We start from the raw sequence: 12,876 nt of genomic DNA on the forward strand, positions 1-12,876 counted from the left end.
GTATTTTCTTTTTTTCCCTTCTCAGAAATAAGGAAAGAAAGGGAAATGGGGAGCTTCCTGCGGCAGGGAGAGAAAGAGCCATGGTAAGATCAGCCAGTGTAACGAGCTAGCTCACCAGTTCTCCGCGGAAAGGGAGTCATCTCCCAGCCGCTTTTCTCTTTTTACCGTAAACGGAAACATAACATCAAATCTAAATTTCAGGAGGAGATAAATATGCAGCTCGTAATCCTCTCAGATACTCATATGCCCAAAAAAGCAAAACAACTGCCCAAAAGGCTGGTCAAGGAATTACAAGAAGCCGATCTCATTATCCATGCCGGTGATTGGCAGACGCTTGATGTCTATGAAGAGCTGAAGCAGTATGGCAGGGTGGAAGGAGTGTACGGGAACGTGGATGGAGAAGACATTACAAAAGTTTTTCCACGCTCTCAAATTCTTGAGCTTAATGATTACCGAGTTGGCTTAGTCCATGGACATGGGGATAAAAAAACGACCGAAAAGCGTGTGATTGAGGAGTTTGAAGGTGAAGAAATCGATCTTATCATATTCGGTCACTCTCATCTGCCGCTTTTACGATTTGTAAAAAAAACCTTGCTCTTTAACCCCGGGTCTGCGACAGACAAACGAAGGCTTTCTCATTACTCTTTTGGAAAAATAAGCATCAATGACGGCATTCACGCCGAGCATATTTTTTATGACTCCTTCGATTGACAGGTAGGACAGTAATAACAGCGGCGTGATCCTGCTTTTATTTTAATGATTTCTGACCCGTCCACACGGCAGGGCTGTCCTTCACGGTTAAAAACCCAGTGTCTGTACTCATTCCGTTTAGCTCCTTTTGCCTTTAGCCGATGTGCTAATTCAAGGTCTGTTGTAATTCCTTGATGTTTGTAAGAGCGCCACATAAGCTCTATACAGGCGTTTGCGGCTTTCTTTAACTGGTTTTCCGAGCAGTCTATCGGCCTTAATTCCGGGTGAATGCCGGCTGTAAATAAAATTTCACTCCTTAAGTAATTTCCCACTCCCGCAATAAATCCCTGGTCTAATAAAAGAGCCGTCCATCGTCTGCGGTGAAAACGAGAGCTTTTAAAACGATCCACTAGCTCTTCTTCCGTCACGTGATCATTTAATAAGTCCGGGCCTGCTTTGACGATGAAAGGGTGAAGCTCGACTTCTTCGTCACGTAAAACTTCTATATCAGAAGCACTGTAAAGCAGTGCGGATTTTTTCTCATTATGTATGGCAAAACGAAGCTGGCGGTTTGTCTTTGGATAATTATAGGGATTTCTAACATACCACTTTCCGTAAAGCTGATTATGAGAATAGACGGTATATCCGTTATTAAAGCGGATCAGCATGGCTTTTCCTTTTGTTTCTACTTTGAGGACTTCTGAGCCTCTAAATAATGTCTCATAGTCTTTAAAATGATCAAATGCAAAAAACACTTCAAGGACAGGTTTGTCCAATAGAGCCTTTTCTACTTGATCGGCTGCCTTTCGAATTTCTGGTCCTTCGGGCATTTAAGCTTCACTTCTTTCTACTTTATTTATATTGATATTGTAAAAGGTAACAAAGGCTGGACAAAAAGCAAGCTGCATGCTTTTCTTTGCCGTAAAAAAGCACCTGCTGTAGTATTCAGCAGGTGCTTTTGTTTATAAGCTGTATTAGCTTGTCATCAGCATACCGCCGTTAATGTGAATGAATTGGCCGGTAATATACGTAGAGTCATCAGAAGCTAACAGTACATAGCTTCCCACATGCTCTACAGGCTGGCCAGGACGTCCCATAGGCGTTTGTGTGCCGAACTCTTCTACTTTATCTTCATCAAATGAAGCTGGGATCAGCGGTGTCCAAATCGGACCTGGTGCTACTCCGTTTACACGGATTCCTTTATCGACTAACTGGGCGGCCATTGATCTCGTAAAGGCTACGACCGCTCCTTTTGTTGCTGTGTAATCGACAAGCTGAGGATTTCCTTTATACGGATTAATAGAAGCCGTATTGATGATCGCACTTCCTCGTTTTAAATGGGGAATAGCCGCTTTTGTCATATAAAACACAGAGAAAATATTTGTTTTAAATGTTCTTTCCAGCTGTTCTGCGGAAATCTCGGTAAGGTCATCGGTTGGATGCTGCTCTGCCGCGTTATTAACGAGAATATCGAGTTTGCCAAGTTCATTTACTGTTTGTTCCACAGCATCTCGGCATACAGATTCTTCCCCAACATCTCCTGGAATTAATATCGCACGACGTCCTTCTTCTTCAATTTTTTGCTTCGTATATTCGGCATCTTCATGCTCATCTAAATAAGAAATAGCAACATCGGCGCCTTCCTTCGCATAACCAATCGCTACGGAACGTCCGATTCCACTGTCCCCTCCAGTAATTAAGGCAACTTTTCCTTTTAATTTATTTCCACTTGTATAATCCTCATCTGCCTGCAGCGGCAGAGGTTCCATTTCATTTTCATAACCAGGCTGTCGGTCCTGTACCTGTCCAGGCTGTCCATCGGTCTGTCTATCCATGCGGCTCATATATAAATACCTCCTTGAAAAATTGCTTTCACAAACAATAGATTCCACCTGGGTAAATTTTCAAACTTTGGAAGCGTATTTATTATGTTAAAAAAAGGATGTAATGCAATTTAATACATCTGCCTCAGGCGGTTTCAAATACTAGTAAAAAAGGGTATGGAAGAAGTATGCCTTCAGGTGTGAAATATCTCCTAATTTAAAAAAAACCTTTCTAATATAGGTTTTAAGTTTTTATACATGGGAAGGTGTTATAAAAGCCTGGATCCCAATGCTTGAAAAAAAGTAGGTGATGAACATGAGTCGTAAAGAAAATGAACACGACGATTCATCAGATAATATCTTCGAAAAAGTTGAAGGGGGTGTTAAGAAGTCAGCAAGAGCCGTCAAAAAGCAGTGGCCCCGTGTTAAAAGAGTAGCGAAGAAGTCAGATGATCCATCAGATGTTAAAGAAAATGTGGAAGATGAAGTAAAAGATGAAATTGGAGACCAGGTGAAGAAGCAGTTTAAAACCAAGCTTCAGTCTGGCGCAAGTAACTTACAGAATAATCTCCAGGAGAAGAAGGAAGAAAACGCAGAAAAAGTTCACAGCAAAGCAGAAGATGCTAAAGAGAAATTGCAGGATAACTTACTGGAATTTAGAGAAGGTGTTAAATCCTTCAAGGAATCTGGAGAAGAGCTTCAGGAGAAGATAAGTGGAAATGCGCCTACCGGTGACAAGAGTAATAAGAAGAATGGAACAAAGGTAAAAAACAGCAGTGATATTAAAAGTGCGAATGATTTAAAAAGCTATGATCAAGTAAAAGGCCCTAATGATATTAAAGGGGTTTCAAATATTAAATCTTACTTTAGTGATTAATTGAAAGGAGCATGATCGAATAATGGCTATTCAAAAATCAACTGATAGTTCAAGCTTGGCAGAGGTAATTGACCGTATTTTAGATAAAGGTATTGTTATTGATGCTTATGCACGTATTTCAGTAGTAGGTATTGAACTTATAACGATTGAGGCACGCGTTGTAATTGCCAGTGTGGATACTTGGTTGCGTTATGCTGAGGCTGTCGGCCTTCTTCGCGATGAAGTGGAAGATGAAGGTCTGGGCGGCCGCTTGAGTGAAGATACTTCCCAGTCATCTCAAGGATCCCAGCAGAATGAACGCGCTCAATTTAATATTTAAACAAAAAAGAGGGCTGGAGTTCAACCTCTAGCCCTCTCATTTAATGTTTAGGATAGTGAGGGATTAGCTTATGAAAATTATGGACAATGTGACGAATTTTTTTAAAGACCATATTGCTCCGCCTCATAAAGTCATTTCCGTAAAAAAGCGGGAAGAGGAAGAAGGCTGGAGAGTGCTTGTGGAAGTCGTTGAAGAGAGAGAATATATGCGTAAATACGCCCATGATGAAATGGTTGGATTGTATGAAGTGTTTGTGGGCAGTGATAAAGAAGTTGAGGAATTCAACCGGATCAGCTTGAGGTTCCGCAGTGATTTGGAAGAACAGGAACAATAATATAGGGAGGGGAGAGCATGTCAACATTAAAACCCACCAGGCTTTCGCCTGACACACCGCAAAACGTGTACGACCATCCCTATTTTAAAAACCTGATTAAGCGGTCACAAAGGTATTTAGCCGCAGGATACCCTGTTCATTATACAGGTCCTTCAGGGATAGGGAAGACGACACTTGCCCTCCATCTTGCTAAAAAGCGCAATCGTCCTGTTCTGCTAATTAACGGCAATAAAGACTTATCTAACGAGGACTTAATTGGAGCTTATACAGGCTACCGGAGGAAAAAACTGAATGACAATTTTGTTAGAACCGTTCGAAAGATTGAGGAAAGTGTTTCGGAAGAGTGGGTAAACGGCCGTTTGTATGAAGCAGTCAAAGAAGGATATACGGTAGTTTATGACGAATTCACCCGTTCCCAGCCGGAAACTAACAACTTATTTCTTTCTATTTTAGAAGAAGGTATTCTTCCTCTCTATGGAACGAAGCGTACGGAATCCTATATAGATGTACACCCTGATTTCTCCATTATCTTTACGAGTAATCCAGCGGAGTACGCAGGAGTATATCAATCCCAGGATGCCCTGCTCGACCGAATGATTACACTGTCTCTTCACTCAATGGATGAAGAAGCGGAAATTGCGGTCGTTGCAAGCAGAACTTCCTTGAGTAAGGAAAAATCAGAAAAAATTGTAAAATTCGTAAACCGAGTCCGGGAAATAGTTGAAGGAGCAGATGGAGAGGAAAATTTAAGCTTAAGAGCCTCTCTTATGATAGCGGAAGTCGTCCGCAAATATAACTTGAAAGTAAAAGGCAGCAGTGAAGAATTCCAGGATATCTGTCTTGATATCACACTTTATCCGCTGCAGATGGGAACCCATTTTTCCGTACCATTTGAGGAATTAAAAGAACAGGTTTTAGAAGAATGCAGAAAGGTATAGGGGGATTTTAAAATGACTCAGGAAACAGGAATTTATATTTTCTGCAGTATTCAGACAGAAGAAAAGAAAGAATTGGAACCGATTGAATTTGAAGGAGAAACACGTGAAGTTTTCACTATTCATTATAAAGATGCCGCAATGATTGCTGCAGAAGTTCCGATGAAAATTTATCAACCGACTCGAGATAACTTAATGCTTCACCAGAAAGTAATTTCAAACGTGATGGAAACATCCGACACGGTTGTGCCGATCAGTTTTGGAAATGTTTTTAACTCTTCTGAAGATGTGGAAGTTCTCATTGAGAACCTTTACCCGCAGCTGTCTAAGCTGTTCCCTGAGATTAAAAACAAAATTGAAGTCGGCTTGAAAGTGGTTGGTAAAAAAGAATGGCTTGAGGAACAGGTTTCTCAAAATGAAAAAATGATGAAACAGAAAAGCAAGGTTTCTCAAAAATCAAAGGATGCCGGCTATTTTGACCGTATTGAAATAGGAGAAATGGCGCGCAAGTTCTTTACTTCCCTTCAGGATGAGGTCGAACAGGATATTCATGAGCCTCTGCTTAAGCTGTCAGCATCCGCAAAAGCGAATGAGCCAATTGGGGAGAAGATGCTGTTAAACGGCGCCTATTTGATTGACCGTGAGAAAGAAGAGCAATTTGATAAGAAGGTTAATGAACTTCACGATAAGTGGCAGGATAAAGTTGAATTTAAGTATACCGGCCCTTGGCCTGCTTACAACTTTATCAATATTAAACTAAAGGTGGAGGAACCAACATGATCTTTAAGTTATTCACTTCACCGTTCAGTCTTATAAAAAAAGTCGGGGAACATGTGAAAGAAGAAGTGGATAAGGAATTTTATGATATAGAGCACATTCAGCAAAAACTCATTCATCTGCAAATGATGTATGAATTAGAAGAAGTGTCAGAAGAAGTCTATAAAGAACAGGAAGAAGAGCTCCTCCAGCGTTATGAAACTGCAAAGAGATTAGAAATGGAGGAGTGGCAGGAATTAACGAAGAGATAATGGACAGGGGAGAATGGCGGTAATGAGTAAATATCTTTATTTATACGGCATTATGATGACGCCACAAAATGAGACAAAACCTTTCTCTTCCATGAAAGGGATAGACAATGAGCATGAGGTGCAAATCAAGGTGTTCGATGAGTTGTCTGCTGTCATCTGTCATGTGGATGAATCAGAATACGGGGAAGAAGTCTTAGAAGAAAAAACAGACCAGATGGAATGGGTACAGGAAAAGGCCTTTCATCATCATGAAATGTTAATGAAGCTGAATGAAGAAATAACGATTATACCGATGAAGTTTTGCACGATTTATCAAAGCGAAAATAATTTGGGAAAGATGATAAACGATCACAAATCACAAATGCTGTCGCTTTTGGAACAGCTTGACGATAAAGAAGAATGGAACTTGAAAATATATTGTGATCGCGAAAAGTTAACAAAACAGGTCGCTGATCACAATTTAAATATAAAAGAAAAGCGAGAAGAAATTGCCCAAATGTCAAAAGGGCGGCAATATTTAGAATCAAGAAAATTAGATCAGTATATAGAGCAGGAAGCTGAGAGAGAACAGGATCAGTTTGGCTCGGCCCTTCATGAAAAATTAACCCAATGGAGTGCTCAGGACACAGTTAAAAAAAATTGGAAGCGTGATGTCACAGGACGAGAAGAAGAAATGTGCTGGAACAGTGCCTATCTTGTCCCTTTGAAGGATGTGGAAAATTTTTTGGAGATTATTTCGGAAGCGAACAAAAAGAATGAGGATTCCGGCTATATTCTCGAAATCACTGGTCCGTGGCCGGCATATCATTTCGTAAATTTAATGCAAAGCGAGGCGTAAGCAATGTCGCATAGAGAAAACTTTAAAAATAAAGAAGTTGGCTTAATCGATATTCTTGATACGGTCCTCGATAAAGGCGTAGCCATTAAAGGAGATCTGATTATTTCCATTGCCGGCGTAGATTTAGTTTATCTGGATCTGCGAGTGCTTATATCCTCTGTAGAAACCCTCGTGCAGTCGAAAATGGAGACAGATTCGATCTCTTCCAAACGTTTTGATCAAGAGAAGGAGGATTTAACGTATGTCACAGAGCAGTCTTAAGCATCAGCCTCCCAAAAGCGGAAGAATCAGTCTTGACCCTCAAGGTGCGGAGCAAGGATTAGCACAGCTCGTTTTAACAGTTATTGAGCTGTTAAGGCAGCTTGTCGAACGTCAGGCTATCCGCCGAGTAGATGGAGGCACACTAACCGAAGAAGAAATCGAAAACTTAGGCTTAGCCCTTATGAACCTGGAAGTGAAGATGGATGAGCTTAAGGAAATCTTTGAGCTTGAAGATGAAGATTTAAACATCGACCTTGGCCCTCTGGGAAATTTACTATAGAAAGGAAGGTCAACAATGGCTATAGAACATCCGACACAGTCGTCAAACCTTGTAGATGTATTGGAAACTGTTCTTGATAAAGGGGTTGTCATCGCAGGTGATATCCGAGTAGGAATCGCCGATGTCGAGCTCTTAACAATTAAAATTCGCCTGATCGTTGCTTCCGTAGATAAAGCGAAAGAAATTGGTATGGACTGGTGGGAAAACGATCCTTATCTCAGTTCAAAAGCAGCTGAACAAAATAACGATCAGCTGGAAAAAGAAAACAAAGAACTGCAAAAACGTATCGAACAGTTAGAGAAAAAATCCGGACAGTCAAATGGTATTGTATAACTTTTAAGGAGTGAAGGAAATGGGAGAGAAATCACGTAAGGGTATGTTTACTAGAGCAATTGTAGGAGGTCTAGTCGGAACGGCAGCGGGGATTTTCATGAAGCCGAGCAAGTCTGATAACTCCGATAAGGAAGAGGAAGGAACAGAAAAATCCTCCTCTTCCTTAAAGGATAAAGGAAAAAAAGCTGGGGTTAAAGCAAGTGAAAGCTTTAGAAAAGCAAAAATTAAAACGAAAGAAAAAGCCGGAAATGCTGCTAGCAAAACGAAAAGTACAGCCGGCAAGCTGAGAAACAAAAACAAGAAACAGGAAGAAGAAGAAAATTCTTCTGAGGACGTAAACGATGAATTAAACATGCAGGAAGAAGAAGAAGAAGACTATTACGATGGTCAGCCACAAGCTGAAGAAGAAGATCAGGAAACAGACGAACAGGAAACAGACGAACAGGAAGAAACTGAAGATGAGGCTGCTGCATCAGAAGAAGAAACGGAATCAGAAGAAGAGGATACAGAATCTGATGAAGAAGAAGCTGCCGCTTCTAAAAACGTAGATTCCGATAAGCAAGAGGAGAAATCCTCTGAGAAGCCAGAGGGCAAGTCAGAAGAAGAAGATACAAAATCTGACGAAGACCAGGGCGAGGAAGAAGCTGCTGCGTCTAAAGAGGAAGATTCTGATAAGCAAGAGGAAAAATCCTCTAAGAAGCCAGAGAGCAAGTCAAAAAAAGAAGAAACAGAATCTGACGAAGACCAGGGCGAGGAAGAAGCCGCTGCGTCTAAAGAGGAAGATTCTGATAAGCAAGAGGAAAAATCCTCTAAGAAGCCAGAGAGCAAGTCAAAAGAAGAAGAAACAGAATCTGACGAAGACCAGGGCGAGGAAGAAGCCGCTGCGTCCAAAGAGGAAGATTCTGATAAGCAAGAGGAGAAGTCCTCTAAAAAGCCAGAGAGCAAGTCAAAAGAAGAAGAAACAGAAACTGACGTTGATGAAGAGCAAGGCAAGGAAGAAGCTGCTGCGTCCAAAGAAGAAGAATCTGATAAGCAAGAGAAGAAATCCTCTAAGAAGCCAGAGAGCAAGTTAGAAGAAGAAGAAACAGACGAAGACAAGAGCGAAGAAGAAGCTGCTGCGTCTAAAGAAGAAGATTCTGATAAGCAAGAGGAGAAATCCTCTGAGAAGCCGGAGAACAAGTCAGAGGAAGAGGATAAAGACTCCGATGAAGAAGATTCTGACTCTGAAGATGGTGAGGCCAGTGATGAGGCTGCCGCTACGGTAGAAGCCGAGCCGAAAACAGATAAGAAGGAATCCACAGAGCAAAAAGGCAGCTCTGAAGGAAAAGAAGAAGGAAACAAAGACAAGAACAAAAATAAAAATAAAAACAGAAATCAAAGCAATAAGAAATCTAATTCTTCTAGAAACAAGTCTTCTTCCAAAAAGTCTAAGAATGAGGAAAAAGATAATACACCTAAAGCAGATACGAGCAATAAATCTAACAATCCATCAAAATCAAATAATAATAAACCGAAAACCACCCTTTCTAACAATGATGACACGAACAAATAGAAGACAAAGGGTTTAAAGGAGGGCTATGTAATGGATGATATTTTGCAGACGTATGTAAAAGCAGCGAACAACCATGATTTTTCGTTAGATATTACTCTTAATGTAAATGGAGCTCTTATTTCAGGCACGACGATGTCTGCGAAGGAGTATTTAAATTCTATATCCGATGTCTTTGAAGATGGAAACGATGTCTCCCAGGCGATTGGAGAGAAGTTAAATCAAGCAGCAGAGTCAGCTAGTGGGAATTCTAGTAAAGATGTCTCCTTTATTCATTTGAGAAATACACGCATTTTTAATGGAGATGCTGATTCCACACCATCAGAAGGAGATTTTTACTGGCGGGGCAAGATCGATAAAGTGGACGGCTTCTTCCTTGGAAGAATTGCATCTGAAGAAGAATAGACATCAAAAGGAAGCGGTGAAGCGGCCGCTTCCTTTTTGATTTATACTTACATATAGAGACGTTTGATAAAGGAGGGGGCAGGATATGTATCCATATATCCTGATGACATTTGTTGTCATTATGTATGCGGGAAATATCCTTGTGGGGAAAGCAATTAATGAACTTCCGCCGTTTACGATTACTTTCTTTCGACTGCTCGTTGCTTTTCTCGTATTACTGCCGATTGGCTATCGCAGCGTCCGGGAGAATAAGTCCGTCTTTTTGAAGAATAAAAAGGTGGTCTTACTTCTTTCTATATCAGGAATTGCTTTTTTTAATACGTTCATTTATGGATCTCTGCAGTTTACCTCTTCCACGAATGTAGCGATTTTGGAATCAGCTATTCCCGCAGTAACGGTGATATTAAGCATATTTCTTTTAAAAGAGAAGCTGTTCCGCATCCAATGGGCGGGTGTTTTGATATCCCTCATAGGTGCCTTATGGGTAATTCTTGATGGCCAGATCCTTAATATAGCCCAAATTGACTGGAATGTGGGAGATTTCATTATGATTGGGGCCATTCTGTCGTGGGCGTATTATTCAGTGATTGTAAAGATTCATATGTTCCGTTTTCCTCCATACGCTGCTGTCCTTGTCATTACAGGTACAGCACTGGTTCTTCTATTACCGGCTGTTTTAATAGAGTGGGTGGCTGTTGGCTTTCCTAATTTAAATCAGTCCGCCTATTGGGCAGGGTTATTATACTTAGGGATTTTTCCGTCGTTCATCGCTCTAATTCTTTATAACCGTGCAGTCGAGTTATTAAGTGCATCCAAAGCGGCAATCTTTCTTAATCTTCTACCTGTTTTCACAATGGCGGGAGCTGCTCTCTGGCTGGATGAATCCATCAGGGGAATGCATATTGTCGGTACATGCATTGTCATCAGCGGTGTTCTTTTAACGACAAGAGGAGGAAAGCAGCTAACTAAGGAAAAAGTCTCAGATTTAAAAGCAGTCTCAGAGGGTAAGACAAAATAAAGGTACAAGTCCAGCATTTTCAGGTTTTGTCCCTTCATGAAAGGGTATCTTTTCATATAAGGAGGAATGATCTACCATGTCCCTTACGGCAATCAGTTTACTAATCATTGCAGTATCTTTTGCGATCCTCACCATCTTTGTCGTTAAAGTATTAAAAGCGGCTTCAAAGACGATGGAACGAGTGGCCGGCACTCTGGAAAGCGTCGAAGGCAAAGTGGATGGAATTACGAAAGAATCGGAACAACTGCTGCAAAAATCGAATTCGCTCGCAGATGATGTCCAACATAAAAGTGAATCTCTGGACAGCTTGTTTGATTCACTCCAAAATGTCGGAACATCCGTGGGTAATGTGAGTGATTCTATGAATACTCTCACACAAAGTCTCAATAAAGAATCTCACCGTCAGTCTGACAACATCGCTCAGTTTATGAGGTGGGGAGATACAGCCATTAATCTGTACACGAAGTGGAAATTAAGAAAACAGACAGTAGGCCGCCCAGCTAAATAGCTGGGGGCACTTTATAAGGAAAAGAGGTTTTGCAATGGATTATCTAGGAATTGGAGTACTAATTATAGGCATCGCCTTTGCCATCGTTTCCATATTTTTAATGAAAGCATTAAACAATTTGGCTAATGTCTTAAAAGGCGTTGACCGCACGGTAGAAAAACTTCCCGATCAGCTGGATGGGGTGATGGCCCAGACGACGGAAGTTTTAAATAACAGCAATGATACGTTAGCTGATGTAAATGTAAAAATACGTGCCCTAAGTCCACTGTTTTACATTGTTGGGGACATTGGTGAGTCTTCCCGCCAGTTAACCTCTTCTCTAGTAGACGTTACGAAGTCCATGAAGAAGAGCACATCGACGGGAGAGGCTAAAGTGAAAGAAAGAGATGTTAAAGGGCTTTATGGCGCTGTAGCCCTCGGTTATTACCTTACACAAAGACGAAAAGCCGTAAAAGAAGCGGCTGCAGCTGGTAAAAAAGAATGAGCCACACGATTAAAGAGCGCAAACAGCCCAATAATCTCATGACGGCGATTGCATTTATTGTGAGTTTTTTGGCAGGCGCCTATCTGCGTTCAACACTTGCAAAGGACGATCCTTCTGTTCGCGATACTGCGAAAACTTATATGAAGGATAAATACAATCAGAAAACAGGCAGACTGCAAGAAGAAGGTAAGCAGAGATATCAGAGCTTTCAGCAAAAGAAGCAAAGCTTAAAGTCAGAAGCAAGAAAAGATGCTATTACCCAAAATTAACTAAAAAAATCAGGAAGATTCCTATTAAAGGAATCGAAGGGAGATCATAATTATGACAAACCAACTACCAGAAAACCAAACAGAGAAGACTGAACTGACAGATCAGAACAAGAATAAATCCAAAAAAGGTAAATTAACATTAGCGATTACGGCAGGAGCGGTAGCTGGCGGTATTGCAGTAATGGCTACTCCTTCCGCTCGAAATAAAGTAAAAGAGAAATCTTCTTCAACAAGGAATTCTGTCAGCCAATATGTAGCTGATGTAAAAGCAGATCCTTCAGGTGCTAAAAATGACCTTATGCAGCGCATTCAAAAAACAGCTTCTATCACAAAAGAAGCACTGAATAAAATCCAGAATATTTTAGATGAACAAGGAAAAGACATTAAAGAAAAAGTGGAAGACGTAACAGAAGAATCACAGGATATCGTGTCTACAGCAAAAGAAGCTGGTGAAGAACTTAAAGATGTCGGTGAAAAAGTGAAAGAAGCTAAAGAAGAGCTTACTGATTCTGGAAAAGATGAAGCCGCTGCTTCTTCTGAAGCCGGAAAGAAAGACGATGATAACGATACAGACCATACAATTACTAAAACTCCTATTAACTAAATAAAATTCCAAATCCCTGGTCCAAATATGGTCCAGGGATTTTTCTTATGTCCAGCTGATAATTAAACGGGAAGAGAGTTCCGTTTACTATGTATTAGAAAAACGGGCCTGGGGAAACAGCTCGCTTTCCATGGGCGAACGCTGAGCTTCCTCAGGCTCAAGCCTTCCGGGATCTCACCCTGTTCTTCTCTCCATAGGAGTCTCACCGTTTCCCTAAGAGGCCTAAGGTAGAGTCCAAATATAGTGTTCCGTTTACACCATCGCCGGTAAAGAGGCTGGGAAATGACGAGACTCCTGCAGGGAGATAGAGCCAAGGTGAGA

20 protein-coding genes are annotated in these 12,876 nt (G+C 41.0%); 18 read left to right on the top strand and 2 right to left on the bottom strand.

The window, feature by feature from the left end:
• Positions 1–213 precede the first annotated feature (213 nt).
• Positions 214–711: a metallophosphoesterase family protein gene (locus B7E06_RS00310; RefSeq protein ID WP_082231968.1), complete on the top strand. Its 498-nt coding sequence runs from the start codon at positions 214–216 to the stop codon at positions 709–711.
• Here the strand turns inward: B7E06_RS00310 and nei are convergent.
• Both nei and B7E06_RS00320 read right to left on the bottom strand, forming a co-directional pair.
• Positions 693–1,520 carry an endonuclease VIII gene (gene nei, locus B7E06_RS00315; RefSeq protein ID WP_082231969.1) on the bottom strand — a complete coding sequence of 276 codons (828 nt, stop codon included), beginning with the start codon at positions 1,518–1,520 and terminating at the stop codon, positions 693–695. The genes B7E06_RS00310 and nei overlap by 19 nt on opposite strands.
• Before the next feature lie 144 nt (positions 1,521–1,664).
• Positions 1,665–2,534: an SDR family oxidoreductase gene (locus tag B7E06_RS00320; protein WP_082231970.1), complete on the bottom strand. Its 870-nt coding sequence runs from the start codon at positions 2,532–2,534 to the stop codon at positions 1,665–1,667.
• Between the two features lie 295 nt (positions 2,535–2,829).
• On the opposite strand from B7E06_RS00320, the gene gvpQ reads away from it, so the two are divergent.
• From gvpQ to B7E06_RS00405, 17 genes are all read left to right on the top strand, one after another.
• On the top strand, positions 2,830–3,390 hold the full coding sequence (gvpQ, locus tag B7E06_RS00325; RefSeq protein WP_082231971.1) for a gas vesicle protein GvpQ: 561 nt from the start codon (positions 2,830–2,832) through the stop codon (positions 3,388–3,390).
• A gap of 22 nt (positions 3,391–3,412) precedes the next feature.
• Positions 3,413–3,709, top strand: a complete 297-nt coding sequence (gvpA, locus tag B7E06_RS00330; protein ID WP_082231972.1) for a gas vesicle structural protein GvpA — start codon at positions 3,413–3,415, stop codon at positions 3,707–3,709.
• Positions 3,710–3,779: 70 nt separating this feature from the next.
• Positions 3,780–4,043 carry a gas vesicle protein GvpO gene (locus B7E06_RS00335; RefSeq protein ID WP_082231973.1) on the top strand — a complete coding sequence of 88 codons (264 nt, stop codon included), beginning with the start codon at positions 3,780–3,782 and terminating at the stop codon, positions 4,041–4,043.
• Between the two features lie 17 nt (positions 4,044–4,060).
• Positions 4,061–4,981, top strand: a complete 921-nt coding sequence (gene gvpN / locus B7E06_RS00340; protein WP_082231974.1) for a gas vesicle protein GvpN — start codon at positions 4,061–4,063, stop codon at positions 4,979–4,981.
• 12 nt (positions 4,982–4,993) lie between these two features.
• Entirely contained in the window at positions 4,994–5,758 is a 765-nt protein-coding gene (locus tag B7E06_RS00345; RefSeq protein ID WP_082231975.1) for a GvpL/GvpF family gas vesicle protein, read from the top strand.
• Entirely contained in the window at positions 5,755–6,006 is a 252-nt protein-coding gene (locus tag B7E06_RS00350) for a gas vesicle protein GvpG (RefSeq protein WP_082231976.1), read from the top strand. Before B7E06_RS00345 ends, B7E06_RS00350 begins: the two co-directional genes overlap by 4 nt.
• Positions 6,007–6,028: 22 nt before the next feature.
• A complete protein-coding gene (locus B7E06_RS00355) occupies positions 6,029–6,844 on the top strand; it encodes a GvpL/GvpF family gas vesicle protein (RefSeq protein ID WP_179133906.1) in 816 nt (271 codons plus the stop codon).
• 3 nt (positions 6,845–6,847) lie between these two features.
• Positions 6,848–7,105: a gas vesicle protein gene (locus tag B7E06_RS00360; RefSeq protein WP_082231978.1), complete on the top strand. Its 258-nt coding sequence runs from the start codon at positions 6,848–6,850 to the stop codon at positions 7,103–7,105.
• The gene (locus B7E06_RS00365; protein WP_082231979.1) at positions 7,086–7,385 is read left to right on the top strand and encodes a gas vesicle protein K; all 300 of its coding nucleotides are present in this window, start codon (positions 7,086–7,088) and stop codon (positions 7,383–7,385) included. Before B7E06_RS00360 ends, B7E06_RS00365 begins: the two co-directional genes overlap by 20 nt.
• A gap of 15 nt (positions 7,386–7,400) precedes the next feature.
• Positions 7,401–7,718 (top strand): gas vesicle protein, encoded by a 318-nt coding sequence (locus B7E06_RS00370; protein ID WP_082231980.1) that lies wholly within the window; start codon positions 7,401–7,403, stop codon positions 7,716–7,718.
• 19 nt (positions 7,719–7,737) lie between these two features.
• Positions 7,738–9,270 carry a hypothetical protein gene (locus B7E06_RS00375; protein WP_082231981.1) on the top strand — a complete coding sequence of 511 codons (1,533 nt, stop codon included), beginning with the start codon at positions 7,738–7,740 and terminating at the stop codon, positions 9,268–9,270.
• A 30-nt stretch (positions 9,271–9,300) separates the two neighbouring features.
• On the top strand, positions 9,301–9,672 hold the full coding sequence (gene gvpU / locus B7E06_RS00380) for a gas vesicle accessory protein GvpU (RefSeq protein ID WP_082231982.1): 372 nt from the start codon (positions 9,301–9,303) through the stop codon (positions 9,670–9,672).
• 85 nt (positions 9,673–9,757) lie between these two features.
• Positions 9,758–10,690: a DMT family transporter gene (locus tag B7E06_RS00385; protein WP_082231983.1), complete on the top strand. Its 933-nt coding sequence runs from the start codon at positions 9,758–9,760 to the stop codon at positions 10,688–10,690.
• Between the two features lie 76 nt (positions 10,691–10,766).
• Positions 10,767–11,198 (top strand): DUF948 domain-containing protein, encoded by a 432-nt coding sequence (locus tag B7E06_RS00390; RefSeq protein ID WP_082231984.1) that lies wholly within the window; start codon positions 10,767–10,769, stop codon positions 11,196–11,198.
• Between the two features lie 34 nt (positions 11,199–11,232).
• The gene (locus tag B7E06_RS00395; RefSeq protein WP_082231985.1) at positions 11,233–11,682 is read left to right on the top strand and encodes a DUF948 domain-containing protein; all 450 of its coding nucleotides are present in this window, start codon (positions 11,233–11,235) and stop codon (positions 11,680–11,682) included.
• Positions 11,679–11,951: a hypothetical protein gene (locus B7E06_RS00400; RefSeq protein ID WP_082231986.1), complete on the top strand. Its 273-nt coding sequence runs from the start codon at positions 11,679–11,681 to the stop codon at positions 11,949–11,951. Before B7E06_RS00395 ends, B7E06_RS00400 begins: the two co-directional genes overlap by 4 nt.
• A 52-nt stretch (positions 11,952–12,003) precedes the next feature.
• The gene (locus tag B7E06_RS00405; protein WP_082231987.1) at positions 12,004–12,555 is read left to right on the top strand and encodes a YtxH domain-containing protein; all 552 of its coding nucleotides are present in this window, start codon (positions 12,004–12,006) and stop codon (positions 12,553–12,555) included.
• The last annotated feature ends 321 nt before the right edge of the window (positions 12,556–12,876 follow it).

Source organism: Halobacillus massiliensis, assembly GCF_900166625.1.
Taxonomy (GTDB): domain Bacteria; phylum Bacillota; class Bacilli; order Bacillales; family Halobacillaceae; genus Halobacillus_A; species Halobacillus_A massiliensis.

Excerpts from the sequence above, each read along its gene's own strand:
- B7E06_RS00395 (WP_082231985.1), top strand. The coding sequence starts at position 11,233 with ATGGATTATCTAGGAATTGGAGTACTAATTATAGGCATCGCCTTTGCC.
- B7E06_RS00350 (WP_082231976.1), top strand. The coding sequence starts at position 5,755 with ATGATCTTTAAGTTATTCACTTCACCGTTCAGTCTTATAAAAAAAGTC.
- B7E06_RS00375 (WP_082231981.1), top strand. The coding sequence starts at position 7,738 with ATGGGAGAGAAATCACGTAAGGGTATGTTTACTAGAGCAATTGTAGGA.
- B7E06_RS00385 (WP_082231983.1), top strand. The coding sequence starts at position 9,758 with ATGTATCCATATATCCTGATGACATTTGTTGTCATTATGTATGCGGGA.
- B7E06_RS00355 (WP_179133906.1), top strand. The coding sequence starts at position 6,029 with ATGAGTAAATATCTTTATTTATACGGCATTATGATGACGCCACAAAAT.
- B7E06_RS00320 (WP_082231970.1), bottom strand. The coding sequence starts at position 2,534 with ATGAGCCGCATGGATAGACAGACCGATGGACAGCCTGGACAGGTACAG.
- B7E06_RS00345 (WP_082231975.1), top strand. The coding sequence starts at position 4,994 with ATGACTCAGGAAACAGGAATTTATATTTTCTGCAGTATTCAGACAGAA.
- B7E06_RS00370 (WP_082231980.1), top strand. The coding sequence starts at position 7,401 with ATGGCTATAGAACATCCGACACAGTCGTCAAACCTTGTAGATGTATTG.
- nei (WP_082231969.1), bottom strand. The coding sequence starts at position 1,520 with ATGCCCGAAGGACCAGAAATTCGAAAGGCAGCCGATCAAGTAGAAAAG.
- B7E06_RS00390 (WP_082231984.1), top strand. The coding sequence starts at position 10,767 with ATGTCCCTTACGGCAATCAGTTTACTAATCATTGCAGTATCTTTTGCG.
- B7E06_RS00365 (WP_082231979.1), top strand. The coding sequence starts at position 7,086 with ATGTCACAGAGCAGTCTTAAGCATCAGCCTCCCAAAAGCGGAAGAATC.
- gvpN (WP_082231974.1), top strand. The coding sequence starts at position 4,061 with ATGTCAACATTAAAACCCACCAGGCTTTCGCCTGACACACCGCAAAAC.
- B7E06_RS00360 (WP_082231978.1), top strand. The coding sequence starts at position 6,848 with ATGTCGCATAGAGAAAACTTTAAAAATAAAGAAGTTGGCTTAATCGAT.
- gvpU (WP_082231982.1), top strand. The coding sequence starts at position 9,301 with ATGGATGATATTTTGCAGACGTATGTAAAAGCAGCGAACAACCATGAT.
- gvpQ (WP_082231971.1), top strand. The coding sequence starts at position 2,830 with ATGAGTCGTAAAGAAAATGAACACGACGATTCATCAGATAATATCTTC.
- B7E06_RS00310 (WP_082231968.1), top strand. The coding sequence starts at position 214 with ATGCAGCTCGTAATCCTCTCAGATACTCATATGCCCAAAAAAGCAAAA.
- B7E06_RS00405 (WP_082231987.1), top strand. The coding sequence starts at position 12,004 with ATGACAAACCAACTACCAGAAAACCAAACAGAGAAGACTGAACTGACA.
- B7E06_RS00335 (WP_082231973.1), top strand. The coding sequence starts at position 3,780 with ATGAAAATTATGGACAATGTGACGAATTTTTTTAAAGACCATATTGCT.
- B7E06_RS00400 (WP_082231986.1), top strand. The coding sequence starts at position 11,679 with ATGAGCCACACGATTAAAGAGCGCAAACAGCCCAATAATCTCATGACG.
- gvpA (WP_082231972.1), top strand. The coding sequence starts at position 3,413 with ATGGCTATTCAAAAATCAACTGATAGTTCAAGCTTGGCAGAGGTAATT.